Below are 24,292 nucleotides of genomic sequence, written 5' to 3' on the forward strand. Positions count from 1 at the left end.
TATTATCATTAATACGCCTGCCAGGCAGCCGTACTGAGAATCGTATTGGCGAACCGAATCGATTCAGATAAGGGTTAGAGTTCAAAAAAACTAAGACTTCCGCGAATTATTTTAGATAGTGAAAAAATAATTTATGTGATGAAGATCCGTAATTTAGCCTCGCGTTAGAGATTTATCCGTAGAGTAAAGCCGCTGTGTTACAGAACTTTGCAAAGGAACGTAAATCTTTGCTAAAAACACATTGTCTCTGATATGTTTAGCCTCCGTTTAATTGTTCAGGAGTATAGGGCTACAGCCCACTATATGGACCGTCACCGACGTCAGTCATCTGCCAGGCCATTTCGCGCCTTATTCACCGGCGATCCTCGCCACGTATCGACTCTGTCTACCTCTGTTTTGCCCACGTTGAGTGGGGCACCGTTTCGTCATTCCTTTAGCAGGAGCTTGTCATGGAATTCTTAATGGACCCGTCAATCTGGGTGGGATTGCTCACGCTGGTAGTGCTCGAGATTGTTCTCGGCATTGATAACCTGGTGTTTATCGCCATCCTTGCGGACAAACTGCCGCCAAAACAGCGTGATAAAGCGCGTCTGATTGGTCTCTCGCTGGCGCTGGTCATGCGACTGGGACTGCTCTCCGTCATCTCCTGGATGGTCACGTTGACCAAACCGCTGTTCTCCGTCATGGATTACACCTTCTCAGGGCGTGATTTAATCATGCTGATCGGGGGGATATTCCTGCTTTTCAAAGCGACGACGGAGCTACACGAGCGGCTGGAAAACCGTCAGCACGATGATGGGCACGGTAAAGGTTATGCCAGCTTCTGGGTGGTAGTGCTGCAGATTGTGGTGCTTGATGCCGTCTTCTCGCTGGATGCGGTGATCACGGCGGTCGGCATGGTGAATCATCTGCCGGTAATGATGGCGGCTGTCGTCATTGCGATGGCGGTCATGCTGCTGGCCTCAAAGCCTCTGACGCGCTTCGTCAACCAGCATCCGACGGTGGTCGTGCTGTGTCTGAGCTTCCTGCTGATGATCGGTCTGAGCCTGGTGGCGGAAGGTTTTGGCTTCCATATTCCAAAAGGCTACCTGTACGCCGCGATTGGCTTCTCGATCCTGATCGAGCTGTTCAACCAGATTGCGCGTCGTAACTTTATTAAGCAGCAGTCAAATCAGCCGCTGCGCGCCCGTACCGCAGATGCCATTCTGCGCCTGATGGGCGGTCGCCGTCAGGTGAACGTTCAGTCTGATTCCGAAAACCACAACCCGGTTCCGGTGCCTGAAGGGGCGTTTGTAGAACAGGAACGCTACATGATTAACGGCGTGCTCTCTCTGGCCTCCCGCTCGCTGCGCGGCATCATGACGCCGCGCGGTGAAATCAGCTGGGTCGATGCTAACCTGAGCGTGGATGAAATTCGCCAGCAGCTGCTCTCTTCACCGCACAGCCTGTTCCCGGTTTGTCGCGGCGAGCTGGATGAGATCATCGGCGTCGTGCGGGCGAAAGAGATGCTGGTGGCCCTGGAAGAGGGCGTCAACGTGGAAGCCGTTGCTGCCGCATCGCCTGCGATTGTCGTACCGGAAACGCTGGATCCGATCAACCTTCTCGGGGTGCTGCGCCGCGCTCGCGGTAGCTTTGTTATCGTCACCAACGAGTTTGGCGTGGTGCAGGGGCTGGTCACGCCGCTGGACGTGCTGGAAGCGATTGCCGGTGAATTCCCGGATGAAGACGAAACGCCAGAGATCGTTGCCGACGGTGAAGGCTGGCTGGTTAAAGGTACCACCGACCTGCACGCGCTCTCGCATACGCTGGGGCTGGAAAACGTCATCAACGATGAAGAAGACATCGCGACCGTTGCCGGTCTGGTTATCGCGGTTAACGGGCAAATCCCGCGCGTCGGAGATGTGATCGAGCTTTCGCCGCTGCACATTACGATCGTTGAAGCCAACGACTATCGCGTTGATATGGTGCGTATTGTTAAAGAACAATCTGCCCACGACGAAGATGAGTAAGCCGGCTTAGCGCAGCGGCATTAAGGGCACGATGTGCCCGTTATGATGCGCTGGCGGGGACGCGCTTCCCGCCAGCCACTTAGGAAAATCCCGTAGCGGCATCGGCCGCGCATAGAAAAAGCCCTGCAGAACAGGCACGCCATGGCGGCGCAAATAGCGCGCCTGCTCCTCTGTCTCGACCCCTTCAGCAACCAGTTCAATATTCAGCCGCTGGCCCAGCGCAATAATCATATCCGTCACCGTTGAATTCACGGCGTCTGTACCAATGGCGGTGGTGAAGGACTGGTCAATTTTCAGCACGTCCGGGTGCAGCTTTTCAAGCCAGGAGAGAGAGCTGTTGCCGGTGCCAAAATCGTCGATAGCGAGCTTCACCCCTTTGCGATGCAGTTCGCGCACGATGCGATAATCCGCATCCAGCAGCGCATCCCGTTCCGTTAGCTCAATCACCAGCTGCTGGCGCGGACTGGCGCTGAACCATAGACGGTTCAGGTCCTGTATCAACACCGCGTTACGGAAATGGCTGGCAGCGACGTTAAGGCCGATGTGAAAACCGGCGCTGGCGGGAAAGTAGCCTATCTGGCGCACCGTTTCGGCGATCACATAGCGGGTCAGGGGGACAATCAGGTTATGTTCTTCTGCCAGAGGAATAAACACTTCCGGAGAGATCCATCCCTGACGCGGATTATTCCAGCGCAGCAGGATCTCCACGCCAGTGCACGCCTGGGTACGGGCATTCACCAGCGGCTGGCAGAAAAGCTCAAATTCCCGGCCCGCAATCCCCATATCGATCTCCCACGTGAAGCTCATCCGGTTTGCCGTTGCCAGCCAGGCGAGATAGCCCAGCAGCAGGCTCAGCATAAGCCCGAGAGGCAGCTGGGCTGGCAGGCTTTTTAAGGCTAACTCTCCAGGGCCTGGCCCGCTGACCGTAATGGTGAAAGGATTTCGGGTTGATGATTGCTGGAAAAGCGAGCCTTCCTTATCAAACGTCAGGCTGTCGCTGACGCGTTGTCCATAGCGCAGAAAGCGATCGCCTACGGTCAGCGCCACGTCATTGATGAGCGGGCGCTGGGGCTCCAGAATCATTTTGGCGATCAGATCGATATTAATGATCTCGATGACGCCTGCTTCACCGTCCTGAGAAACAGGATACCACTGGATCAATATCGGGCTACCCTTAAGCAGCCACTGGTCGCTCGATAAAATCAGCTTCGCTGTGCTGGCGGGTAATTCTTTCAGGAAGTCGCGAACGGGCACATTGCGGCTGCCGAAAATACTCGAGCAGTACAGAATACCGTCTTTAATCAGGGCGATGGAGCGTACCGTCTGCAAAATGGCTGCCTGCTTTCGCAGCGCGAGGTGCGCCTGCGGGCAGGGCTGCCCCACCAGGGGCTGCAGCACGCTGCGGCGGTTCTCTAAAGAAAGCAGGACGTTATCAAGGGCGCGAACGGTGTGGCTGGTAAAATCGAGGATCCGCTGTTGGTTAACATTGCGCTGCGAAATAAAGCGAATGCCTAACGTCAGGATGAGCGTGAGGAGCGCAACCGTGACACAGACGATAACGCGTTTTCGGCGATAGTTTTTAATGATCGTTTGTGCAGTTTGCATGAACGGTCGCCTGATAAGCCACCAGCCACAAAAGCCGGACGCAACAGTGAAAGTGTAGTGGGGAAAGCAGAAGGAGACGAGAAAGAAGAGGGAAATTCGCCCATCCGTTGCAGATGGGCGAAAAGCAGTATTAGTCGCACTGCACCTTAATGGCCAGGCCACCACGGGACGTCTCGCGGTATTTCGCGTTCATGTCTTTACCGGTTTCGTACATGGTTTCAATCACCTTATCCAGCGATACGCGAGGTTCGCTGGTACGGCGCATCGCCATACGTGAGGCGTTGATGGCTTTCACCGAGGCAATCGCGTTACGCTCGATGCACGGCACCTGCACCTGGCCCGCGACCGGATCGCAGGTCAGACCGAGGTTATGCTCCATACCGATTTCAGCCGCCACGCAGACCTGCTCAGGGCTTGCGCCCAGCAGCTCTGCCAGGCCCGCCGCCGCCATGGAGCAGGCAACGCCAACTTCACCCTGACATCCTACTTCAGCACCGGAGATGGATGCATTCATTTTGTACAGCGCACCGATGGCACCTGCCGCCAGGAAATAGCGGATGTAGATATCAGGCGTCACGGGCTCAATAAAGTGATCGTAATACGCCAGCACTGCCGGAACGATACCGCACGCGCCGTTAGTTGGCGCCGTCACGACGCGTCCACCGGCGGCGTTTTCTTCGTTAACCGCCAGGGCAAACATGTTTACCCAGTCGACCACGTTCATCGGGTCGTTGGAAAACTTGTCCGTGGTCACCAGCATACGGCGCAGGGCGGAGGCACGACGCGGCACGCGCAGTGGACCCGGCAGAACGCCTTCGGTGTTCATCCCGCGATCGATACAGGCGCGCATGGTTTGCCAGACGTTGGCAAAATAGTCTTCAATCTCTTTCTTGCTGTGCAGGGCCAGTTCGTTCTGCATCACCATGCCGGACAGTGAAAGACCGGTCTCTTTGCAGTAGCCCAGCATCTCGGTAGCCGATTTGAACGGGTACGGTACGCTGACGTCGCCGACGCTATCTTTGCCAAAATGCTCTTCATCCACGATGAAGCCACCGCCGATGGAGTAGTACGTTTTGCTGTAAATCTCTTTTTCACCGCTGTAAGCGTGAATGGTCATGCCGTTTTCATGCAGCGGCAGGTTGTCGCTACGGAAACGCATGCCGTCATCCTGCGGGAAATCGACTTCCTGCTGGCCGTTTGCCAGCAGCAGGCGGCCGCGTGTTTCCACGTCGCGGATGAATGCCGGGATGGCATCAATATCAACGGTATCCGGCATATTGCCTGCCAGACCCATAATAATGGCGATATCGGTGTGGTGGCCTTTACCCGTTAATGACAGCGAGCCGTAAACATCCACGGCGACACGGGTAACGCTTTCCAGTAATCCTTTTTCGACCAGATCATCGACGAACTGTTTACCGGCCTTCATCGGGCCAACAGTATGGGAAGACGAAGGGCCAATTCCCACTTTGAACATGTCGAATATACTAATCACTTTCACACTCCTGACAGGGTTACCGGGGTTCCAGTAACGATGTTATAACTGCGCATAGTGTAAGAGGGAACACCGACCTCGGCTTAACTATTCACATGAATTAAACTAATGGTTGACGATGGGTTTTGCTAATAGCGCGACGCGGATCGCAAACCTGCGAAAAAGGATGGAATGTAAAGTATAGTCAAGGCTTCAGGCCGATTTGCAACGCCAGTTCACGAATAATGCCCGCCGTCATGCCCCAGACAAAATAATGCTGATACCAGGACAACCAGACCCGATGGTCATGCCCTCGTCGATGAATATCCAGCGGATGATAACGGCTTAGCCGGAGCGCCTCTTCAAGCGGCATTTCAAACACTGCAGAGACTTCATCGACGCTGGCGTGATACTGTAGGTCCGGCGGGATAATACCTACCACCGGCGTGACCTGAAAACCGGTGACGCTATCTACGGGCGGCAGCACGCCAATGACCTCCACCGTCTCAGGCGGAATGGCAACTTCTTCCTGCGCTTCACGCAGCGCGGCGGCAATCAGCGAGGCGTCGGAGCTGTCTACTGCGCCACCCGGAAAGGCGACCTGACCCGCGTGCTTGCGTAAATGGGGAGAACGCTGGGTGAGCAGCAGGCCCGGCTGCGCGCGACGCACGACCGGGATCAGCACGGCCGCCTGACGCTGATTCAGCGCCTCGCGGTTGACCTGTGGTCTTAGTAGCTGAAATCGAGATAAAAAATCATCCAGCGTCAGGTTCTCTTTTTCCACCCGTGATTACTCCAGTTGTTTCAGGATACGGTTAACTTTATCAAAGGTTTCCTGATATTCCGCGTCGACCTGGCTGTCGGCAACAATACCGCCCCCGGCCGAACAGTAAAGGTTTCCGTCGCAGGCCGTCAGCGTGCGAATGGTAATGCTGGTATCCATGGTGCCGCACAGGCTGATATAGCCGATGCTGCCGCACCAGGCGTTGCGGCGGTGCGGCTCCAGCTCATCAATGATCTCCATCGCCCGCACCTTTGGCGCGCCGGTGATGGAGCCGCCCGGAAACGCGGCGCGGAGCAGATCGCAGGCGGTGCGAGAGGCGGGCAGACGCGCGGTTATGGTGCTGACCAGATGATGCACTGCCGGGAAAGGCTCGACGACAAACAGTTCCGGCACGCGCACGCTGCCCGGTTCGGCGACACGGCCGATGTCGTTACGCATCAGGTCCACAATCATCAGGTTCTCGGCGCGGTCTTTCGGCGAGGCGGCAAGTTTTTCCGCCTGCTGGCGATCGGCGTCGGGATCGGCAAGACGCGGCAAGGTGCCTTTAATAGGACGGGTTTGAATCGTGCCCTCGGCCAGATGAATAAATCGCTCGGGTGACAGACTGAGTATTGCACCCTGTTCCAGACGCACAAACGCGCTAAACGGCGCCTTGTTGCTGGCATTAAGACGGGTAAACGCCTGCCACTCGTCTCCCTGATACGTCGCCTGGAAACGCTGGGCGAGGTTAACCTGATAGCAGTCACCGCTTTGCAGGTACGCCTGAACGCGAGCGAATTTTTCGGCATACTCCGCTGCACTCATATTTGAGCGCCAGCCGGAGGTCAATGTGAACGTCTGTGCCGGTGCAGGCTGCTGCGATTCAAGCCACGCCAGACGCGCCTTCACGTCATGATGGCTCAGCAGGGAAACCGTTTTTTTCTGGTGATCGACAATTAACGCCCAGTCGTACAGCCCCACGGCCATGTCGGGCAGGGAAATATCAGCCTGCGCATGCTCGGGCAGCGCTTCGAAACGGCGACCCAGATCGTAGCCAAACAGGCCCAGCGCGCCTCCCTGAAAAGGGAAGTCCGGGTTCGGCGCGGCTGATAAGCCCAGCGCGTTAATGGCTTGCTGAAGCTGCGCCAGCGGATCGCCAGTTAAGGACAGGTCATCGGTTGTCAGCGTCTTTAGCGGATCGGCCACCAGAATGTCGAAGCGGCTGTAGGGGTGGTCCGCATGACCGGAGTGCAGCAGCATCGCAAACGGAAGATGGCTCAGGCGGGCAAACCAGTATTCAGCGGCGTCTGTTCGCCAGGGCAGGGTAATAACAGTGGGGAAGCGCATGTTCATGTGTGGCATACTACCGGGCAGCGTGAAATAATTAGCGCGAATAATTTAGCAGGAGTTGACGATGTTTGCAGGTTTACCTTCTCTGAGCCATGAACAGCAGCAGAAAGCGGTTGAGCGAATTCAGGAACTGATGTCCCAGGGGATGAGCAGCGGACAGGCGATTTCCCAGGTGGCGGAAGAACTGCGCGCCACGCATACCGGCGAGCGGATCGTGGCGCGTTTCGAGGATGAAGATGAAGAGTAATCGTGCTTAAACCGCCGCGATAATCTTAATCTCTACCTTGTATTCCGGCTTCATCAGCGTGGCCTGTACGGTGCAGCGTACAGGCGCGTGACCCGCCACAACCCACGCATCCCAGGCTTTGTTCATTGCCGCGAAATCATCTTTGTTTGCCAGGAAAATCGTCGCATCCAGAATGCGGGATTTGTCGCTGCCCTGTTTTTCCAGCACCGCATCAATCTGCGCCAGAGTGTTAGCCGTTTGCTCGAACGCATCCGCATCCAGGTTAGCCGGTACGCCGGTGTAGTAGAGCGTCTGGTTATGGATAACCACATCAGACCAGCGGGCTTCGGCATCAATGCGCACAATTGTCATAAACGTTTCCTCGTTATTTTTCGTCGTCAGGCGGCAAGACTGCCATATTGTTCTCGTGTCGTCACTATTTGGGGTGGCACAGGAGAGGATGGGCTGACATAATCCCTGTGCAAAAATACAGTGAGAGAGCACCGTGGCAGACGATTTTTCCCCTGAAGGTCAATTAGCGCAGGCTATTCCCGGCTTCAAACCCCGTGAACCTCAGCGCCAGATGGCGCATGCCGTTGCACGCGCCATTGATAAGACTCAGCCGCTGGTGGTCGAAGCCGGAACCGGCACGGGTAAAACGTATGCTTACCTTGCTCCGGCGCTGCGGGCCAAAAAAAAGGTGATCATTTCCACCGGATCGAAGGCGCTGCAGGATCAGCTCTACAGCCGCGATTTGCCCACGGTGGCCAAGGCGCTGAAATACAAAGGCCGTTTAGCCCTGCTGAAGGGACGCTCTAATTATCTCTGCCTGGAACGTCTTGAGCAGCAGGCGCTGGCGGGCGGCGACCTGCCGGTGCAAACCCTGAGCGACGTCATTATTCTTCGCGCCTGGGCGAACCAGACGGAAGAGGGCGATATCAGCACCTGCGCGAGCGTGCCGGAAGATTCCCCGGCCTGGCCGCTGGTGACCAGCACTAACGACAACTGTCTCGGCAGCGACTGTCCGCTGTATAAAGACTGCTTCGTGGTGAAAGCGCGCAAAACGGCGATGGATGCGGATGTGGTGGTAGTGAACCACCATCTGTTCCTCGCGGATATGGTCGTCAAGGATAGCGGTTTCGGCGAGCTGATTCCGGAGGCGGACGTGATGATCTTCGACGAGGCCCACCAGCTTCCGGATATCGCCAGCCAGTACTTTGGTCAGTCGCTTTCCAGCCGCCAGCTGCAGGATCTGGCGAAAGATTTCACCATTGCCTACCGGACCGAACTCAAAGATACCCAGCAGCTGCAGAAGTGCGCCGACCGTCTGGCGCAGAGCGCGCAGGATTTCCGTTTACAGCTCGGCGAGCCGGGCTATCGCGGCAACCTGCGCGAGCTGCTGGCGGACAAAGACATCCAGCGCGCGCTGCTGCTGCTCGATGATGCCCTTGAACTCTGCTACGACGTGGCGAAACTGTCGCTTGGACGTTCCGCCCTGCTGGACGCGGCCTTCGAGCGCGCCACGCTGTATCGCGGGCGGCTCAAACGGCTTAAAGAGATCAATCAGCCGGGGTACAGCTACTGGTATGAATGCACTTCGCGGCATTTCACACTGGCGCTCACGCCGCTGACGGTGGCGGATAAATTTAAAGAGGTGATGGCGCAAAAGCCGGGAAGCTGGATCTTCACCTCGGCAACCCTGTCGGTGAATGACGATCTGCATCACTTCACCGAGCGTCTCGGCATTGAGCAGGCGGAATCCTTGCTCCTGCCCAGCCCGTTCGATTACGAAAAGCAGGCGCTGCTCTGTGTTCCCCGTAATCTGCCGCTGCCGAACCAGCCGGGTGCGGCGCGCCATCTGGCCGCGATGTTAAAACCGATGATCGAGGCCAACAACGGCCGCTGTTTTATGCTCTGCACCTCTCACGCTATGATGCGCGACCTCGCCGAGCAGTTCCGCGCCAACATGACGCTGCCGGTGCTGCTGCAGGGCGAAACCAGCAAAGGTCAGCTGCTCCAGCAGTTTGTCAGCGCCGGAAATGCCCTGCTGGTAGCCACCAGCAGCTTCTGGGAAGGGGTGGACGTGCGCGGCGATACGCTCTCGCTCGTGATCATTGATAAGCTTCCGTTTACCTCCCCGGACGATCCGCTGCTCAAGGCGAGGATGGAAGACTGCCGCCTGCGCGGCGGCGATCCGTTTGATGAGGTTCAGCTCCCGGATGCGGTCATTACCCTTAAGCAAGGGGTAGGGCGCCTAATCCGTGACGTCACCGATCGGGGCGTGCTGGTCATTTGCGATAACCGGCTGGTGATGCGTCCTTACGGGGCAACCTTCCTTGCAAGCCTGCCGCCCGCGCCGCGGACGCGGGACATAAAACGCGCGGTGCGTTTCCTGGCAAATCCAACGGCGGAGTAATTTACCCCGGAGTGTGCTAAGATGCGCGCCATTTTGTGACTGACCCTTGCGAGAGCGCGACGACTGATGCGAATTCTGGCTATTGATACCGCGACAGAGGCTTGCTCTGTCGCTCTGTTGAACGACGGTGCTGTTTCTGCCCATTTCGAAGAGTGCCCCCGGGAACACACCCAACGCATTCTGCCCCTGGTAAAAGCCATTTTAACCCAGGGCAACACCTCTTTAACCGACCTCGACGCGCTGGCCTTTGGCCGTGGCCCCGGAAGCTTTACGGGCGTACGTATCGGGATTGGCATTGCGCAGGGGCTGGCGCTGGGCGCCGAACTGCCGATGATCGGCGTCTCTACCCTCGCCACCATGGCGCAGGGAGCATGGCGCATGACCGGGGCAACGCGCGTGCTGGCCGCGATTGATGCCCGCATGGGCGAAGTTTACTGGGCCGAATACACCCGCGACGAGCAGGGCGTGTGGCACGGTGAAGAGACGGAAGCCGTGCTTAAGCCGGAAGCGGTCACTGAACGACTGAAGCAGCTGTCAGGCGAGTGGGCAACCGTCGGCACCGGCTGGCCAGCGTGGCCTGAGATGGCGAACGACACCGGGTTGACGCTGGTGGACGGCAACATGCTTCTGCCGGCTGCGGAAGATATGCTTCCGATTGCCAGCCAGCTGCTCGCAGCAGGCAAAACCGTGGCCGTTGAACACGCGGAGCCGGTTTATTTGCGAAACACCGTTGCGTGGAAGAAACTTCCGGGCCGCGAGTGAATCTCAGTAACAGGAACTGAGAAAAAGGAGTCGCATCATGGCGGTCCAGACTAAAGTAGTACGCCTTATTATGGCAGGCGCAGTTGCCATAGCACTGAGCGGATGCGTTTCCGTTCCTGATGCGATTAAGGGCACCAGCCCGACGCCACAGCAGGATCTGGTTCGGGTGATGAATGCCCCTGAGCTGTACGTCGGCCAGGAAGCGCGCTTTGGCGGTAAGGTGATAGACGTACAAAACCAGCAGGGGAAAACCCGCCTGGAGATCGCAACCGTTCCGCTGGACAGCGGCGCGCGGCCTGTACTGGGCGAGGCCTCTCGCGGGCGTATCTACGCGGACGTGAGTGGTTTCCTCGATCCGGTCGATTTTCGCGGACAGCTAGTGACCGTTGTCGGGCCGATTACCGGCGCCGTACAGGGCAAAATCGGCAGCACGCCGTATAAATTTATGACCATGCAGGTCAACGGATATAAGCGCTGGCGGTTAGCACAGCAGGTGATCATGCCGCCTCAGCCGATCGATCCGTGGATGTGGGGTCCGCATCCTTATCGTTACGGCTACCCGGGCTGGGGCTGGTATAACCCGGGACCTGCACAGGTACAGACGATCGTTACTGAGTAACTTACTGTTATTGTTAGAAAAGAGACAGCGGCTCAGCCGCTGTCTCTGTTTTTTTACGGATAAAACGAAAAAAAAGAGTGACGCGCTTCGCAACCTTAAATCTGAACAATTAATAAACTGGTACGCTGAGTTAATATAATGTTAACAAACTGTTTATTATCGGGGTTGTGATGACGACGAACACTCATTTCAGAGGTGATGCATTGAAGAAGGTTTGGCTTAACCGTTATCCCGCAGATGTTCCTGCTGAGATCAATCCTGACCGTTATCAATCCCTGGTGGAATTATTTGAACACTCGGTAAGGCGCTACGCGGACCAGCCCGCATTCGTGAATATGGGCGAGGTGATGACGTTCCGTAAGCTGGAGGAGCGCAGCCGGGCGTTTGCGGCGTATCTTCAGGAAGGGCTGGGGCTGCAAAAAGGGGACCGCGTCGCGCTGATGATGCCAAACCTGCTGCAATACCCGGTGGCGCTGTTCGGTATCCTGCGTGCCGGGATGATTGTCGTCAACGTCAACCCGCTGTACACCCCGCGCGAGCTGGAGCATCAGCTTAACGACAGCGGCGCGGTCGCGATTGTCATTGTGTCCAACTTTGCCCATACGCTGGAAAAAGTGGTCGACAAAACCCAGGTGAAACACGTCATCCTGACGCGCATGGGGGACCAGCTCTCTACCGCCAAAGGCACGCTGGTTAACTTTGTCGTCAAATACGTCAAGCGTCTGGTGCCAAAATATCACCTGCCGGACGCTATCTCCTTCCGCAGGGCGCTGCATGCGGGCTATCGGATGCAGTACGTCAAGCCGGAAGTGGTCTCAGAAGATCTCGCCTTCCTGCAGTATACCGGCGGTACCACCGGCGTGGCGAAAGGCGCTATGTTGACCCACCGCAACATGCTGGCGAACCTTGAGCAGGTCAACGCAACCTACGGGCCGCTGCTGCATCCCGGCAAAGAGCTGGTCATTACGGCGCTGCCGCTGTACCACATTTTCGCACTGACCATGAACTGCCTGCTGTTTATTGAGCTCGGCGGTCAAAACGTGCTGATCACCAACCCGCGCGATATCCCGGGACTGGTGAAAGAGCTGGCAAAATACCCGTTCACCGCCATGACCGGGGTAAATACCCTTTTCAACGCGCTGCTTAATAACAAAGAGTTCCAGCAGCTGGACTTCTCCACGCTGCACCTCTCTGCGGGCGGCGGCATGCCGGTCCAGCAGGCGGTTGCCGAGCGCTGGGTGAAGCTCACCGGTCAGTATCTGCTGGAGGGCTATGGCCTGACGGAATGCGCGCCGCTGGTCAGCGTTAACCCGCATGATATCGACTATCACAGCGGAAGCATTGGTCTGCCCGTTCCTTCCACTGAAGCGAAACTGGTCGATGATAACGATAATGAAGTTGCGCCGGGTGAGCCGGGTGAGCTGTGCGTCAAAGGTCCGCAGGTGATGCTGGGCTACTGGCAGCGTCCCGACGCGACCGACGAAATCATCAAAGACGGCTGGCTGCATACCGGTGACATCGCGGTGATGGATGAGGAAGGCTTCCTGCGTATTGTCGATCGCAAGAAAGATATGATTCTGGTCTCCGGCTTCAACGTCTATCCGAATGAGATCGAAGACGTGGTTATGCAGCACAGCGGCGTACTCGAAGTGGCAGCAGTAGGGGTGCCTTCCGGCAGCAGCGGTGAAGCGGTGAAGATATTTGTGGTCAAGAAAGATCCTTCTCTCACCGAGGAAGCGCTGATAACGTTTTGTCGTCGTCAGCTGACGGGCTATAAAGTGCCGAAGCTGGTGGAATTCCGCGACGAGTTGCCGAAATCCAACGTCGGGAAGATATTACGACGAGAATTACGTGACGAAGCCCGTGCCAAAGTAGACAATAAGGCCTGAGCTTCACGCTAATCGCCCAGACGCCGGTTAAGCCGGCGTTTTTTATGGGCGCAAACAAAAGAGAATCCGTTTTGAATTACCAGATGATCACGACTAACGACGAGCTGGCTTCGCTGTGCGAAGTGACGCGCGACTTTCCTGCCATTGCCCTGGATACCGAGTTTGTCCGTACCCGAACCTATTATCCGCAGCTGGGTTTGATTCAGATGTACGACGGTAAACACGTGTCGCTGATCGACCCTCTCGGCATTACCGACTGGACGCCGATGCGTGACCTGCTGCTCGATACCGCCGTGACGAAATACCTGCACGCGGGCAGTGAAGATCTGGAAGTCTTTCTGAACACCTTTGGCATCATGCCTCAGCCGCTGATTGATACGCAGATCCTCGCGGCGTTCAGCGGTCGTCCGCTGTCGTGGGGTTTTGCCGCCATGGTGGAGGAGTATACGGGCCTGACGCTGGATAAGAGTGAATCCCGCACCGACTGGCTGGCGCGTCCGCTAACCGCACGCCAGCTGGAATATGCGGCGGCAGACGTGTTTTACCTGCTGCCGATCGCCGGACAGCTGATGAAAGAGGCGGAAGCCTCCGGATGGCTCGCTGCTGCGCTGGACGAGTGCCGAATGACCCAGCAGCGCCGTCAGGAAGTGGTGGATCCGAAAGAGGCATGGCGCGATATCAGCAACGCCTGGCAGCTGCGAACGCGTCAGCTGGCATGCCTGCAGCTGCTGGCAGACTGGCGCTTGCGTAAAGCACGCGAGCGCGACCTGGCCGTTAACTTCGTCGTCCGTGAAGAGCATCTCTGGGCGGTGGCGCGCTATATGCCGGGCAGCCTCGGCGAGCTTGACAGCATTGGGCTTTCGGGCAGCGAGATCCGTTTCCACGGTAAAACCCTGCTGGCGCTGGTCGCAAAAGCGCAGGAGCTGCCGGAAGATGCGCTGCCGGAACCGCTGCTGAACCTGATGGACATGCCGGGCTATCGCAAGGCTTTCAAGGACATCAAAGCGCTGGTGCAGGCAGTTGCAACCGAAAGCAAACTGAGCGCGGAACTGCTCGCCTCACGTCGTCAGATTAACCAGCTGCTGAACTGGCACTGGAAGCTGAAGCCGCAGAATGGCGTGCCGGAAATGATGGCGGGATGGCGCGGGGAATTGATGGCCGATCGCCTGAATACGCTGCTGGAAGGCTATCCGCGATAAAAAATATGCCGGGTGATAAACCCGGCATATTCCCCCGGTGGCGCTGCGCTTACCGGGGCTATGAAATCACAAACCTACGGACGCGACTCTTCCGCTTCCGGGAGCGTCACGTTCAGCTCCAGAATCGAAATATCCCCGTCTTTTTGTTCCAGCTGCACCGTCACCATCTCCGGGTCAATCTGCACGTACTTACAGATCACTTCCAGGATGTCCTTGCGCAGCTGCGGCAGGTAGTGAGGCTCGGCGTCGCTACGACGACGCTCCGCAACGATAATTTGCAGACGTTCTTTTGCGATGTTGGCGGTGTTCTTTTTCCGCGAGAGAAAAAAGTCCAGTAATGCCATAACTTATCCTCCGAACAGGCGTTTGAGGAAACCTTTCTTCTCTTCTTCAATGAAGCGGAAAGGACGTTCTTCTCCCAGCAGACGGTCAACGGTATCGGCGTAAGCTTTACCTGCATCTGCCATTGTATCAAGGATCACTGGCTCGCCCTGGTTAGAGGCGCGTAACACGGACTGATCTTCCGGGATAACGCCGACCAGCTTAATGCGCAGGATCTCAAGCACGTCTTCCATGCTCAGCATGTCACCTTTGTTCACGCGGCCCGGATTGTAGCGGGTGAGCAGCAGGTGTTCTTTAATCGGGTCTTCGCCATTTTCCGCACGACGGGATTTAGAGGCGAGGATCCCCAGAATGCGGTCTGAGTCACGCACGGATGAAACTTCAGGGTTGGTGGTGATGATCGCTTCATCAGCGAAGTAGAGCGCCATCAGGGCACCGGTTTCGATGCCGGCAGGGGAGTCGCAGACAATGAAGTCGAAATCCATTTTTTTCAGATCGTCGAGCACCTTTTCCACCCCTTCACGGGTCAGGGCGTCTTTGTCACGCGTCTGAGATGCCGGGAGAATGTAGAGGTTCTCGGTGCGCTTGTCTTTAATCATCGCCTGGTTCAGCGTGGCATCGCCCTGAATGACGTTCACGAAGTCATACACGACGCGACGCTCACATCCCATGATGAGGTCGAGGTTACGCAGACCGATATCGAAGTCGATAACGATGGTTTTCTTTCCCTTCTGGGCCAAACCAGTAGCGATGGCCGCGCTGGAGGTGGTCTTGCCAACGCCTCCTTTACCCGAAGTAACAACAATAATGCGTGCCATAGAAATTCCTTGTTAAAAAGGGATCAATTCAACGGTTGAACGGTCAACGCGTCGTCTGCCAGAAGCAGGCGAGCCGCTTTGCCATAAAATTCGGCTGGGATCTTGTCGCTCAGCCAATATTCACCTGCGATGGACACCAGTTCCGCCGTCAGGTGAGTACAAAATATTTGCGCATCTCGATCGCCACTTGCACCTGCGAGCGCACGTCCACGCATCATACCGTATACGTGAATATTGCCATCTGCAATCAGCTCAGCGCCAGCACTGACGTGGCTTGTAACAATCAGATCACAGTTTGGTGCATAAATGCGCTGACCGGAACGAACCGGCACATCAATCATTCGCGTTTTTGTGACGGTAGTAACGTTTTGCACCGCAGGAGGGGGTGTTTCGACGGCAACGGGGGCCGCACGCGAGGCTTTTTCTTTGCCCTCATTCAGAAGGGGCAGCCCCGCACGCTCAATTTCCGCTTTCAGCTCAGAATCTTTGCAGCCGCTGATGCCCACGATACGCAGTCCGGTGGAGGAGACGGCCTGCTGGAGAAGTTTCCAGTTTACCGGCGCCTCAAGACCGCTGACGTTGATCACAACAGGGGCGTGCTTCAGAAAGGCGGGAGCCTGGGCGATTTTGTCTTCTAACGCCTGACGAATAACCTCGGGTTTTGCATCATGCAAATGTACCACTGATAAGGTGAAGCTACTGCCTTTAAGCTCGATGGGCGTGTTTGACATCCTGGCCTTACTCAATTTGCTATTAACCGCAACCACTCGCTGCGATATTCCGAAGAGTATCAGGCATGTTATAGTCAGGAGTATATTGAGGCAAGCAACCACCCATTAATTCAGAGTAAAAACATGTTTTGTGTGATCTACAGAAGTACAAGCCGTGACCAGACCTATCTTTATGTCGAAAAGAAAGACGATTTTTCACGCGTGCCTGAAGAATTAATGAAGAACTTTGGCCGACCACAGCTGGCTATGCTGCTGCCGCTTGATGGTCGTAAGAAACTGATTAATGCCGATCTGGATAAAGTGAAAACGGCCTTAGCCGAGCAGGGCTATTATTTACAGCTTCCACCGCCACCCGAGAATTTATTAAAACAGCATCTTGAGGCGAACGGTAAAAAATAGCCTCAACTGTTTTTGCGCACAACACATCAACCGTTTAGGGGTCGACCATGTATCAACATCATAACTGGCAAGGTGCATTACTGGATTATCCCGTCAGCAAAGTGGTTTGCGTAGGCAGCAACTATGCAAAACATATTCAGGAGATGGGCAGCGCGACGCCAGAAGAGCCGGTTCTGTTTATTAAGCCTGAAACGGCGCTTTGCGATATCCGCCAGCCGCTGGCGCTGCCGCAGGGGCTCGGCTCGGTGCATCACGAAGTGGAACTTGCCGTGCTGATTGGTGCAACGCTTCGCCAGGCCTCAGAAGAACATGTTCAGAAAGCGATTGCCGGATACGGCGTGGCGCTGGACCTGACCCTGCGTGACGTGCAGGGAAAAATGAAGAAAGCAGGGCAGCCGTGGGAAAAAGCCAAAGGGTTTGATAATTCCTGCCCGATCTCGGCGTTTGTGCCGGTGAGCGAATTTACCGGCGATCCGCAGGATACCCCACTCAGCCTGAAGGTTAACGGCGAGATCCGCCAGCAGGGCACCACGGCAGACATGATCCATAAGATTGTGCCGCTGATCGCCTACATGAGCCGCTTCTTTACCCTGAAACCGGGTGATGTGATCCTGACCGGCACGCCGGAAGGCGTTGGCCCGCTCGTGAGCGGTGACGAGCTGGAGGTCGGTTTTAACGGTCTGTCGCTGAAAACCCGCGTGCTGTAATCCCATCTTGCCGCCTGAAGAGGGCGGCAAAACTTGCAACAACGTGCCAGACTCGTTATAAGGTGCGCTTTCTTTTGACGTGTGGACATCCTGATGAACGACATCCCTTTCTGGCAAAGCAAAACTCTCGACGACATGACTGACGCGGAATGGGAATCATTGTGCGACGGCTGCGGGCAGTGCTGCCTGCACAAGCTGATGGATGAAGATACGGATGAAATCTACTTCACCAACGTTGCCTGCAAGCAGCTAAACATTAAAACCTGCCAGTGCCGCAACTATGAGCGCCGGTTTGAATTTGAGCCGGACTGCATAAAGTTAACCCGGGATAATCTGCCGACGTTTGAATGGCTGCCGCATACCTGCGCGTATCGCCTGCTGGCGGAAGGGAAAGGTCTGCCTGACTGGCATCCGTTGTTAACCGGTTCAAAAGCGGCGATGCACGGCGAGCGTATCTCTGTGCGCCACATTGCGGTGAAAGAGTCCGAGGTGCGGGACTGGGAAGATCACATCATGAATCACCCGACCCGTTGAGATTAAAAAACCCGCCGAAGCGGGTTTTTTATTATGCGCGGTTGTGTCGGGTGGCGCTGCGCTTACCCGACCTACAAAACCGTAGGCCCGCGCAAGCGAAGTGCCGCCGGGCAACTTAGCGCCCAAAGAGATCGCGTTTCTTCGGTTTGAACGGCTGAGCGATCAGCACCAGCAGCGCCACGATGAAGTAGGCGGCAAAAATGCCTACCAGCCACTGCGGCATCTCCAGCATCAGGAATTCCCACTGACGAACGGAGCAGTCACCGGATGCGACAAACACCTGCGGCAGCCATTTATCCAGCGGCAGCCAGCTCGGGAAGCGGGCGGCAAAATCGCAGGTCATAAACGGTGACGGATGCAGCTGCATCATGGTGTGCTGCCAGGAGAGTTCAATCCCTTTCCAGGCGCTGTAGAGCCAGATCGCAATAGCGGCATAGCGAAGCGGCGATTTCGGCGCAATTGCGCCCACCAGGCCCGCCCCCATAATGCCGAACAGCGCGCAGCGTTCGTAAATACAAAGCACGCAAGGTTTCAGTCCCATTACGTGCTGGAACCACAGCGCGACCATTTCCAGCGCAAAGGCGGTCAGGGCCATTAACAACCACGCTCCGCGACCGCGGGAGCACTGGTTTAAAAATCTCAACATAATCATTTCCCTGGAACATGCTTAGAAAGCGCAGTGTAAACGAATTCGTTTTTCACGCCACCTGTACCTGGCGAAATAAAACGTAATTGGATGTTTATCGTGCGAAAAGGCAAACGGGCAGCGAACTGCCCGAGATGCATAGTTTACTGCGCCGCAAGTATACCCGCTTGTATCAACCATTGCGTACAGGGAATGAGGGTAATTTTGACGCAAAGCAATCCCACGATCGTGAGCACCAGCGTGTAGGGCAGCGCCATCCACACCATCCGGCCATAAGAAAGACGTATGAGCGGCGCGAGAGCGGAGGTCAGCAGGAACAGGAAGGCGGCCTGGCCGTTTGGCGTCGCCACCGACGGAAGGTTGGTGCCGGTATTGATCGCCACGGCCAGTAGCTCAAACTGTCTGGCGCTGATAACGCCTTGCTCCATAGCGGCTTTGGCCTCGTTGATGTAGACCGTCCCGACAAAGACGTTATCTGAGATTGACGAGAGCAGGCCGTTAAACAGGTAAAACAGCGACAGCTGAGCATCCGGTGACGCCTGTAATACAAAGGCAATAATCGGCGCGAAGAGATGCTGGTCGATAATCACCGCCACGACCGCAAAGAACACCGCCAGCAGGGCGGTAAACGGCAGGGCTTCGGTAAACGCTTTACCGATGGCATGTTCGTCCGTCACGCCGGTAAAGGTGGTGGCGAGAATAATGACTGACAGGCCTATCAGCCCCACTTCGGCAAGATGAAGCGCCAGCGCGGCGATAAGCCAGACGCCGATGATCCCCTGAGCAATCAGGCGCAGCGTCTCCTGGCGGGTCCGCTGGCGTCGGCTCTGCAGATCGAATTTATGCAGTTCCTGACGTACCGGCTCCGGGAGTTGGGCCCCATAGCCAAAGAGGCGAAATTTTTCCACCAGCAGACAGGTCGCCAGGCCGCAGATAAGCACCGGTACGCTGACCGGGGCCATTCTCAGGAAGAAATCACCGAAGTGCCAGCCCGCCGCTTTGGCAATGATCAGGTTTTGCGGCTCGCCCACCATGGTCATTACGCCGCCCAGCGCGGTACCGACCCCAGCGTGCATCATCAGGCTGCGCAGAAACGCGCGGAACTGTTCCAGCACGTCACGGTTATGCGCATCGACGTGACTGTCATCCTGCAAATCTTCACCCGGACGAGAGGAGGCCACGCGGTGATAAATACCGTAAAACCCAACCGCGACGCTTATCACCACCGCGACGACCGTCAGCGCGTCCAGGAAGGCCGACAGGAAGGCGGCGGCAAGGCAAAACGCCAGCGAGAGGAACATTTTTGACGGAATGCTGAGCAGCAGGCGCGTGAAGATAAACAGCAGGAGCTGTTTCATGAAGTAGATGCCCGCCACCATAAACATCAGCAGCAGAAGCACTTCGAGATTTGACGCCAGCTCTGCTTTGACATGTTCGGCGCTGGTCATGCCGATGACGACGGCTTCAAACGCCAGCAATCCGCCCGGCAGCAGGGGATAACATTTTAGCGCCATGGCCAGGGTGAAGATAAACTCTGCCACCAGCAGCCAGCCGGCGATAAAGGGATTCACACTAAAAATGATGGGATTAACGACCAGGAAAACCAGCAGTATCAGCTTATACCAGTCAGGAGACTGACCTAAAAAATTGCGCCACAGCGCGCGCCCAAAAGAAATTTCCACAACAGACGTCCTTCCCGTCAAGTAAGACAAAACATCAGTATACGCAAAAAATGCGGCCTGGAGGCGGATGAGGCGGCATTGTAAATTTCACAAAAATGAAACGGCGATCCCTCTTTTCTCTCTTTGCCGCGCTACCTGCCACTGGCTGCCTCTGGTATGATGAGTCCAATTTGCTAAAGCTGTGTAATGGAAATCTCACTATGGTCATTAAGGCGCAGAGCCCGGCGGGTTTCGCGGAAGAGTACATCATTGAAAGCATCTGGAATAATCGTTTCCCTGCGGGGTCCATTCTTCCGGCTGAACGCGAACTCTCTGAACTGATTGGCGTCACTCGCACCACGCTGCGTGAAGTGCTTCAGCGGCTGGCGCGCGATGGCTGGTTGACGATCCAGCATGGTAAGCCTACGAAAGTAAACAACTTCTGGGAAACATCCGGGTTAAACATTCTTGAAACGCTGGCGCGTCTCGACCATGAAAGCGTGCCGCAGCTCATTGATAATCTGCTCTCCGTTCGCACCAACATCGCGACGATCTTTATTCGTACAGCTTTCCGTCAGCATCCGGAAGACGCCCTTGCGGTGCTGGCCAGCGCGAACGAGGTGGAAGATCATGCCGATGCCTTTGCCACCCTCGATTACAACGTGTTTCGCGGCCTGGCGTTTGCCTCCGGCAACCCGGTTTACGGCCTGATCCTCAACGGTATGAAAGGGCTCTATACCCGCATTGGCCGCCACTACTTTGCCAATCCGGAAGCCCGCAGCCTGGCGCTGGGCTTCTACCATAAGCTGAGCAAGCTCTGTACCGAAGGCCTGCACGATCAGGTTTATGAGACGGTGCGCCGCTACGGTCACGATTCCGGTGAAATCTGGCACCGTATGCAGAAAACGCTGCCGGGTGATTTAGCGATTCAGACCCGCTAAAAGAAAAACCTCTCGTATGAGAGGTTTTTTTTCGTCGGGTGGCGCTACAGCGTATTCAACCGCGCCGGGCAACGTTCCAGCAGCTCGACGCTGCCGTCTTCATTCTGTTGCTCCAGCTGCACGTCAAATCCCCACAGGCGATGCACATGCTTCAGCACCTCTTTACGCCCTTTATCCAGCGGCGCGCGATTGTGCGGGATATAGCGCAACGTCAGGGAGCGGTCACCGCGCAAATCGACGTTCCATACCTGAATATTCGGTTCAAGGTTGCTCAGGTTGTACTGGGAGGAAAGGCGAGAGCGGATCTCACGGTATCCCTCTTCGTTATGGATTGCTGAAATCTCCAGATAGTTGTTGCGGTCATCGTCCAGCACGGTGAAGAAGCGGAAGTCACGCATGATCTTCGGCGACATAAACTGGCTGATGAAGCTCTCATCCTTAAAGTCGCGCATCGCAAAGTGCAGCGTTTCCAGCCAGTCTGACCCGGCGATATCCGGGAACCAGTACTTGTCTTCTTCCGTCGGCGACTGGCAGATACGCTTAATGTCCTGGAACATGGCAAAGCCAAGGGCATACGGGTTAATGCCGCTGTACCACGGGCTGTTGTAGGGCGGCTGGAACACCACGTTAGTATGGCTGTGGAGGAACTCCATCATGAACCGCTCGGTGACTTTCCCCTCGTCGTACAGATGGTTGAGGATAGTGTAGTGCCAGAAGGTCGCCCAGCCTTCGTTCATCACCTGCGTCTGCTTTTGCGGGTAAAAATACTGGCTCACCTTGCGCACGATACGCAGGATCTCACGCTGCCACGGCTCTAGCAGCGGGGCGTTCTTCTCCATAAAATAGAGCAGGTTTTCCTGCGGCTCGGACGGATAACGACGCGCTTCGGCGATCGTTTTTTCCTCCTCACGCTTCGGCAGGGTGCGCCACAGCATGTTCACCTGGCTTTGCAGATACTCTTCGCGGCTTTTCTGCCGGGCTTTCTCCTCCTGCAGGGAGATTTTCTGCGGACGTTTGTAGCGGTCCACGCCGTAGTTCATCAGCGCGTGGCAGGAGTCGAGCAGTTTTTCCACTTCGTCCACGCCGTAGCGCTCTTCGCAGTCGGTAATGTATTTACGGGCGAAGATCAGGTAATCGACGATGGAGCTGGCATCCGTCCAGCTGCGGAACAGATAGTTATTCTTGAAAAAGGAGTTGTGCCCGTAGCAGGCGTGCGCCATCACCAGCGCCTGCATGGTGATGGTGTTCTCTTCCATTAAATAGGCGATACACGGATTGGAGTTGATGACGATCTCATACGCCAGACCCTGCTGCCCGTGCTTATACAGCCGCTCCGTTTCAATGAATTTCTTACCAAAAGACCAGTGCGGATAGTTAATCGGCATCCCGACGCTGGAGTAGGCGTCCATCATTTGTTCGGACGTAATGACTTCAATCTGATGGGGATAGGTATCCAGGCGGTACAGTTTTGCGACCCGGTCGATCTCGGCGAGGTAAACATCCAGCAGCTCGAAGGTCCAGTCGGGTCCATCGCTCAGACGTGTGTTGTCCTTGTTCAGGGAATCAATAGTAGCCATTAGCGCGCCCTCGTTGTGGGTGCTCTCTCTGTCTGGAGAGCCTCCTTTCAAGCATAGATCAACGTGTTAAAAAGCGTGCTGGGGCAGAAATTTTTTCTTTGCGATTTCGCGTTTTTGATACGGCAAAAAAACGGTGTCCATCAGCATTTTATGCTGGTTAAAAATAACGCGCAGCAGGAGATCCCAAATTAGCACTATCCCCTGATGCTGGGGGATGTGTGAGGTAAGTCACCATAAAAAAGTCGTATGTTGAATAATATTTTCAACTAGGTTATCAATCTGTAATTAGAAGATTGTTCTTTTACACATAATGGAGTGGCTATGCGTGTTGTCATACTGGGAAGTGGTGTCGTTGGGGTAACCAGCGCCTGGTATTTAAGTCAGGCGGGACATGACGTCACCGTTATCGATCGTGAGTCCGGTCCTGCGCTTGAAACCAGCGCGGCGAACGCCGGGCAAATCTCTCCGGGGTATGCGGCACCGTGGGCAGCGCCGGGCGTTCCGCTGAAGGCGATTAAATGGATGTTCCAGCGCCACGCGCCGCTGGCCATCAGCCTTGACGGCACGCAGTTCCAGCTCAAGTGGATGTGGCAGATGCTGCGCAACTGTGACACCCGCCACTACATGGAGAACAAAGGGCGCATGGTGCGCCTGGCGGAATACAGCCGCGACTGCCTGAAAGCGCTGCGCGCGTCGACGGGTATTGAGTATGAAGGCCGCCAGGGCGGGACGCTGCAGCTGTTCCGCACCGAGCAGCAGTACGAAAATGCCACCCGCGATATCGCCGTGCTGGAAGATGCCGGTGTACCTTACCAGCTGCTGGAAGCCAGCCAGCTAGGCCAGGTTGAACCGGCGCTGGCGGAAGTTGCGCATAAGCTGACGGGCGGCCTGCGCCTGCCGAATGACGAAACCGGCGACTGCCAGCTCTTTACGCAGCGTCTGGCGCAAATGTGCGAACAGGCGGGGGTGAAATTCCGCTTTAACACCTCTGTCGACAAGCTGCTGTCGGAAGGGGAAAAAATTTACGGCGTGAAGTGCGGCGAGGAGGTGATCAAAGCCGATGCCTACGTGATGGCGTTTGGTTCGTACTCCACCGCCATGCTGAAAGGTATTCTCGATATTCCGGTCTACCCGCTGAAGGGCTACTCGCTGACCATTCCGGTAAAAGAAGAGAGCGGCGCTCCGGTGTCGACCATTCTGGATGAAACCTACAAAATCGCCATTACCCGCTTCGATAACCGCATCCGCGTAGGCGGCATGGCGGAGATCGTCGGCTTCAACACCGAGCTGCTGAAACCGCGTCGGGAAACGCTGGAGATGGTCGTGGGCGATCTCTTCCCGCGAGGAGGTTTTGTTGAGCAGGCGACGTTCTGGACCGGCCTGCGTCCGATGACCCCGGACGGCACGCCGATCGTGGGGCGCACGCCGTTCAAAAACCTGTGGACCAATACCGGACACGGCACGCTTGGCTGGACGATGGCCTGCGGATCGGGCCAGCTGCTGAGCGACCTGATTTCCGGGCGCACGCCGGCCATTCCGTTTGACGATTTAAGCGCCGCGCGCTATCAATCGGGGTTTACGCCGTCGCGTCCACAGCACCTGCACGGCGCGCATAGCTAAGGAG

23 protein-coding genes are annotated in these 24,292 nt (G+C 56.1%); 12 read left to right on the forward strand and 11 right to left on the reverse strand.

The window, feature by feature from the left end; all coding sequences use genetic code 11:
- The first annotated feature begins 449 nt into the window (after positions 1-449).
- Positions 450-2,009: a CNNM family cation transport protein YoaE gene (gene yoaE / locus AC4IBF_RS08665; RefSeq protein ID WP_111964792.1), complete on the forward strand. Its 1,560-nt coding sequence runs from the start codon at positions 450-452 to the stop codon at positions 2,007-2,009.
- 6 nt (positions 2,010-2,015) lie between these two features.
- Here yoaE and AC4IBF_RS08670 read toward each other — a convergent pair whose 3' ends face one another.
- From AC4IBF_RS08670 to pabB, 4 genes are all read right to left on the reverse strand, one after another.
- A complete protein-coding gene (locus AC4IBF_RS08670) occupies positions 2,016-3,614 on the reverse strand; it encodes an EAL domain-containing protein (RefSeq protein WP_133294672.1) in 1,599 nt (532 codons plus the stop codon).
- Between the two features lie 130 nt (positions 3,615-3,744).
- The gene (sdaA, locus tag AC4IBF_RS08675; RefSeq protein WP_023312197.1) at positions 3,745-5,109 is read right to left on the reverse strand and encodes an L-serine ammonia-lyase; all 1,365 of its coding nucleotides are present in this window, start codon (positions 5,107-5,109) and stop codon (positions 3,745-3,747) included.
- 184 nt (positions 5,110-5,293) lie between these two features.
- A complete protein-coding gene (locus AC4IBF_RS08680) occupies positions 5,294-5,872 on the reverse strand; it encodes a CoA pyrophosphatase (RefSeq protein ID WP_111964789.1) in 579 nt (192 codons plus the stop codon).
- 6 nt (positions 5,873-5,878) lie between these two features.
- Positions 5,879-7,204, reverse strand: coding sequence for an aminodeoxychorismate synthase component 1 (gene pabB, locus AC4IBF_RS08685; protein ID WP_133294670.1), 1,326 nt, complete (start codon positions 7,202-7,204; stop codon positions 5,879-5,881).
- Positions 7,205-7,265: 61 nt separating this feature from the next.
- On the opposite strand from pabB, the gene AC4IBF_RS08690 reads away from it, so the two are divergent.
- The gene (locus tag AC4IBF_RS08690) at positions 7,266-7,448 is read left to right on the forward strand and encodes a YoaH family protein (RefSeq protein WP_008500497.1); all 183 of its coding nucleotides are present in this window, start codon (positions 7,266-7,268) and stop codon (positions 7,446-7,448) included.
- Positions 7,449-7,454: 6 nt separating this feature from the next.
- Here AC4IBF_RS08690 and AC4IBF_RS08695 read toward each other — a convergent pair whose 3' ends face one another.
- Positions 7,455-7,799 (reverse strand): RidA family protein, encoded by a 345-nt coding sequence (locus AC4IBF_RS08695; protein WP_008500498.1) that lies wholly within the window; start codon positions 7,797-7,799, stop codon positions 7,455-7,457.
- A gap of 133 nt (positions 7,800-7,932) precedes the next feature.
- Between AC4IBF_RS08695 and yoaA the strand changes: the two genes are divergently transcribed.
- The 5 genes from yoaA to rnd all read left to right on the forward strand — a co-directional run bounded on the left by yoaA (position 7,933) and on the right by rnd (position 14,312).
- Entirely contained in the window at positions 7,933-9,843 is a 1,911-nt protein-coding gene (gene yoaA, locus AC4IBF_RS08700; RefSeq protein WP_136195765.1) for a DNA repair helicase YoaA, read from the forward strand.
- A gap of 66 nt (positions 9,844-9,909) precedes the next feature.
- On the forward strand, positions 9,910-10,605 hold the full coding sequence (gene tsaB / locus AC4IBF_RS08705; protein ID WP_023293934.1) for a tRNA (adenosine(37)-N6)-threonylcarbamoyltransferase complex dimerization subunit type 1 TsaB: 696 nt from the start codon (positions 9,910-9,912) through the stop codon (positions 10,603-10,605).
- 37 nt (positions 10,606-10,642) lie between these two features.
- Complete coding sequence (locus AC4IBF_RS08710; RefSeq protein WP_111964786.1) at positions 10,643-11,224, forward strand: Slp family lipoprotein; 582 nt, start codon at positions 10,643-10,645, stop codon at positions 11,222-11,224.
- A 203-nt stretch (positions 11,225-11,427) separates the two neighbouring features.
- The gene (gene fadD / locus AC4IBF_RS08715) at positions 11,428-13,113 is read left to right on the forward strand and encodes a long-chain-fatty-acid--CoA ligase FadD (protein WP_072253790.1); all 1,686 of its coding nucleotides are present in this window, start codon (positions 11,428-11,430) and stop codon (positions 13,111-13,113) included.
- A 71-nt stretch (positions 13,114-13,184) separates the two neighbouring features.
- Positions 13,185-14,312 (forward strand): ribonuclease D, encoded by a 1,128-nt coding sequence (gene rnd / locus AC4IBF_RS08720; RefSeq protein ID WP_127732801.1) that lies wholly within the window; start codon positions 13,185-13,187, stop codon positions 14,310-14,312.
- Positions 14,313-14,386: 74 nt separating this feature from the next.
- On the opposite strand, the gene minE is transcribed toward rnd, so the two are convergent.
- The 3 genes from minE to minC are packed head-to-tail and all read right to left on the reverse strand — an operon-like array spanning position 14,387 to position 16,203.
- On the reverse strand, positions 14,387-14,656 hold the full coding sequence (gene minE / locus AC4IBF_RS08725) for a cell division topological specificity factor MinE (RefSeq protein WP_008500504.1): 270 nt from the start codon (positions 14,654-14,656) through the stop codon (positions 14,387-14,389).
- Between the two features lie 3 nt (positions 14,657-14,659).
- Positions 14,660-15,472: a septum site-determining protein MinD gene (gene minD / locus AC4IBF_RS08730; protein ID WP_023312187.1), complete on the reverse strand. Its 813-nt coding sequence runs from the start codon at positions 15,470-15,472 to the stop codon at positions 14,660-14,662.
- 23 nt (positions 15,473-15,495) lie between these two features.
- Entirely contained in the window at positions 15,496-16,203 is a 708-nt protein-coding gene (gene minC, locus AC4IBF_RS08735) for a septum site-determining protein MinC (protein ID WP_111964785.1), read from the reverse strand.
- A 123-nt stretch (positions 16,204-16,326) separates the two neighbouring features.
- Here minC and AC4IBF_RS08740 point away from each other — a divergent pair, with 123 nt between their 5' ends.
- From AC4IBF_RS08740 to ycgN, 3 genes are all read left to right on the forward strand, one after another.
- Positions 16,327-16,602, forward strand: a complete 276-nt coding sequence (locus AC4IBF_RS08740; RefSeq protein ID WP_029742143.1) for a YcgL domain-containing protein — start codon at positions 16,327-16,329, stop codon at positions 16,600-16,602.
- Between the two features lie 47 nt (positions 16,603-16,649).
- The gene (locus AC4IBF_RS08745; RefSeq protein ID WP_024909871.1) at positions 16,650-17,309 is read left to right on the forward strand and encodes a fumarylacetoacetate hydrolase family protein; all 660 of its coding nucleotides are present in this window, start codon (positions 16,650-16,652) and stop codon (positions 17,307-17,309) included.
- A gap of 93 nt (positions 17,310-17,402) precedes the next feature.
- Positions 17,403-17,843: a cysteine cluster protein YcgN gene (gene ycgN, locus AC4IBF_RS08750; protein WP_024909872.1), complete on the forward strand. Its 441-nt coding sequence runs from the start codon at positions 17,403-17,405 to the stop codon at positions 17,841-17,843.
- Between the two features lie 115 nt (positions 17,844-17,958).
- Here ycgN and dsbB read toward each other — a convergent pair whose 3' ends face one another.
- Both dsbB and nhaB read right to left on the reverse strand, forming a co-directional pair.
- Complete coding sequence (gene dsbB, locus AC4IBF_RS08755; protein WP_133294667.1) at positions 17,959-18,489, reverse strand: disulfide bond formation protein DsbB; 531 nt, start codon at positions 18,487-18,489, stop codon at positions 17,959-17,961.
- A 143-nt stretch (positions 18,490-18,632) separates the two neighbouring features.
- Complete coding sequence (gene nhaB, locus AC4IBF_RS08760; RefSeq protein ID WP_252093126.1) at positions 18,633-20,171, reverse strand: Na(+)/H(+) antiporter NhaB; 1,539 nt, start codon at positions 20,169-20,171, stop codon at positions 18,633-18,635.
- A gap of 200 nt (positions 20,172-20,371) precedes the next feature.
- On the opposite strand from nhaB, the gene fadR reads away from it, so the two are divergent.
- Entirely contained in the window at positions 20,372-21,091 is a 720-nt protein-coding gene (fadR, locus tag AC4IBF_RS08765) for a fatty acid metabolism transcriptional regulator FadR (RefSeq protein WP_023336056.1), read from the forward strand.
- 44 nt (positions 21,092-21,135) lie between these two features.
- Here fadR and AC4IBF_RS08770 read toward each other — a convergent pair whose 3' ends face one another.
- A complete protein-coding gene (locus AC4IBF_RS08770; RefSeq protein WP_023293929.1) occupies positions 21,136-22,668 on the reverse strand; it encodes a SpoVR family protein in 1,533 nt (510 codons plus the stop codon).
- 321 nt (positions 22,669-22,989) lie between these two features.
- Between AC4IBF_RS08770 and AC4IBF_RS08775 the strand changes: the two genes are divergently transcribed.
- Entirely contained in the window at positions 22,990-24,288 is a 1,299-nt protein-coding gene (locus AC4IBF_RS08775) for a D-amino acid dehydrogenase (RefSeq protein WP_127731404.1), read from the forward strand.
- Positions 24,289-24,292 lie beyond the last annotated feature (4 nt).

The organism is Enterobacter sp. Taxon_8 (assembly GCF_058354585.1).

Excerpts from the sequence above, each read along its gene's own strand:
- minE (WP_008500504.1), bottom strand. The coding sequence starts at position 14,656 with ATGGCATTACTGGACTTTTTTCTCTCGCGGAAAAAGAACACCGCCAAC.
- AC4IBF_RS08770 (WP_023293929.1), bottom strand. The coding sequence starts at position 22,668 with ATGGCTACTATTGATTCCCTGAACAAGGACAACACACGTCTGAGCGAT.
- fadR (WP_023336056.1), top strand. The coding sequence starts at position 20,372 with ATGGTCATTAAGGCGCAGAGCCCGGCGGGTTTCGCGGAAGAGTACATC.
- AC4IBF_RS08710 (WP_111964786.1), top strand. The coding sequence starts at position 10,643 with ATGGCGGTCCAGACTAAAGTAGTACGCCTTATTATGGCAGGCGCAGTT.
- AC4IBF_RS08670 (WP_133294672.1), bottom strand. The coding sequence starts at position 3,614 with ATGCAAACTGCACAAACGATCATTAAAAACTATCGCCGAAAACGCGTT.
- AC4IBF_RS08745 (WP_024909871.1), top strand. The coding sequence starts at position 16,650 with ATGTATCAACATCATAACTGGCAAGGTGCATTACTGGATTATCCCGTC.
- yoaE (WP_111964792.1), top strand. The coding sequence starts at position 450 with ATGGAATTCTTAATGGACCCGTCAATCTGGGTGGGATTGCTCACGCTG.
- AC4IBF_RS08695 (WP_008500498.1), bottom strand. The coding sequence starts at position 7,799 with ATGACAATTGTGCGCATTGATGCCGAAGCCCGCTGGTCTGATGTGGTT.
- dsbB (WP_133294667.1), bottom strand. The coding sequence starts at position 18,489 with ATGTTGAGATTTTTAAACCAGTGCTCCCGCGGTCGCGGAGCGTGGTTG.
- minC (WP_111964785.1), bottom strand. The coding sequence starts at position 16,203 with ATGTCAAACACGCCCATCGAGCTTAAAGGCAGTAGCTTCACCTTATCA.
- tsaB (WP_023293934.1), top strand. The coding sequence starts at position 9,910 with ATGCGAATTCTGGCTATTGATACCGCGACAGAGGCTTGCTCTGTCGCT.
- AC4IBF_RS08690 (WP_008500497.1), top strand. The coding sequence starts at position 7,266 with ATGTTTGCAGGTTTACCTTCTCTGAGCCATGAACAGCAGCAGAAAGCG.
- ycgN (WP_024909872.1), top strand. The coding sequence starts at position 17,403 with ATGAACGACATCCCTTTCTGGCAAAGCAAAACTCTCGACGACATGACT.
- pabB (WP_133294670.1), bottom strand. The coding sequence starts at position 7,204 with ATGAACATGCGCTTCCCCACTGTTATTACCCTGCCCTGGCGAACAGAC.
- minD (WP_023312187.1), bottom strand. The coding sequence starts at position 15,472 with ATGGCACGCATTATTGTTGTTACTTCGGGTAAAGGAGGCGTTGGCAAG.
- AC4IBF_RS08775 (WP_127731404.1), top strand. The coding sequence starts at position 22,990 with ATGCGTGTTGTCATACTGGGAAGTGGTGTCGTTGGGGTAACCAGCGCC.
- AC4IBF_RS08740 (WP_029742143.1), top strand. The coding sequence starts at position 16,327 with ATGTTTTGTGTGATCTACAGAAGTACAAGCCGTGACCAGACCTATCTT.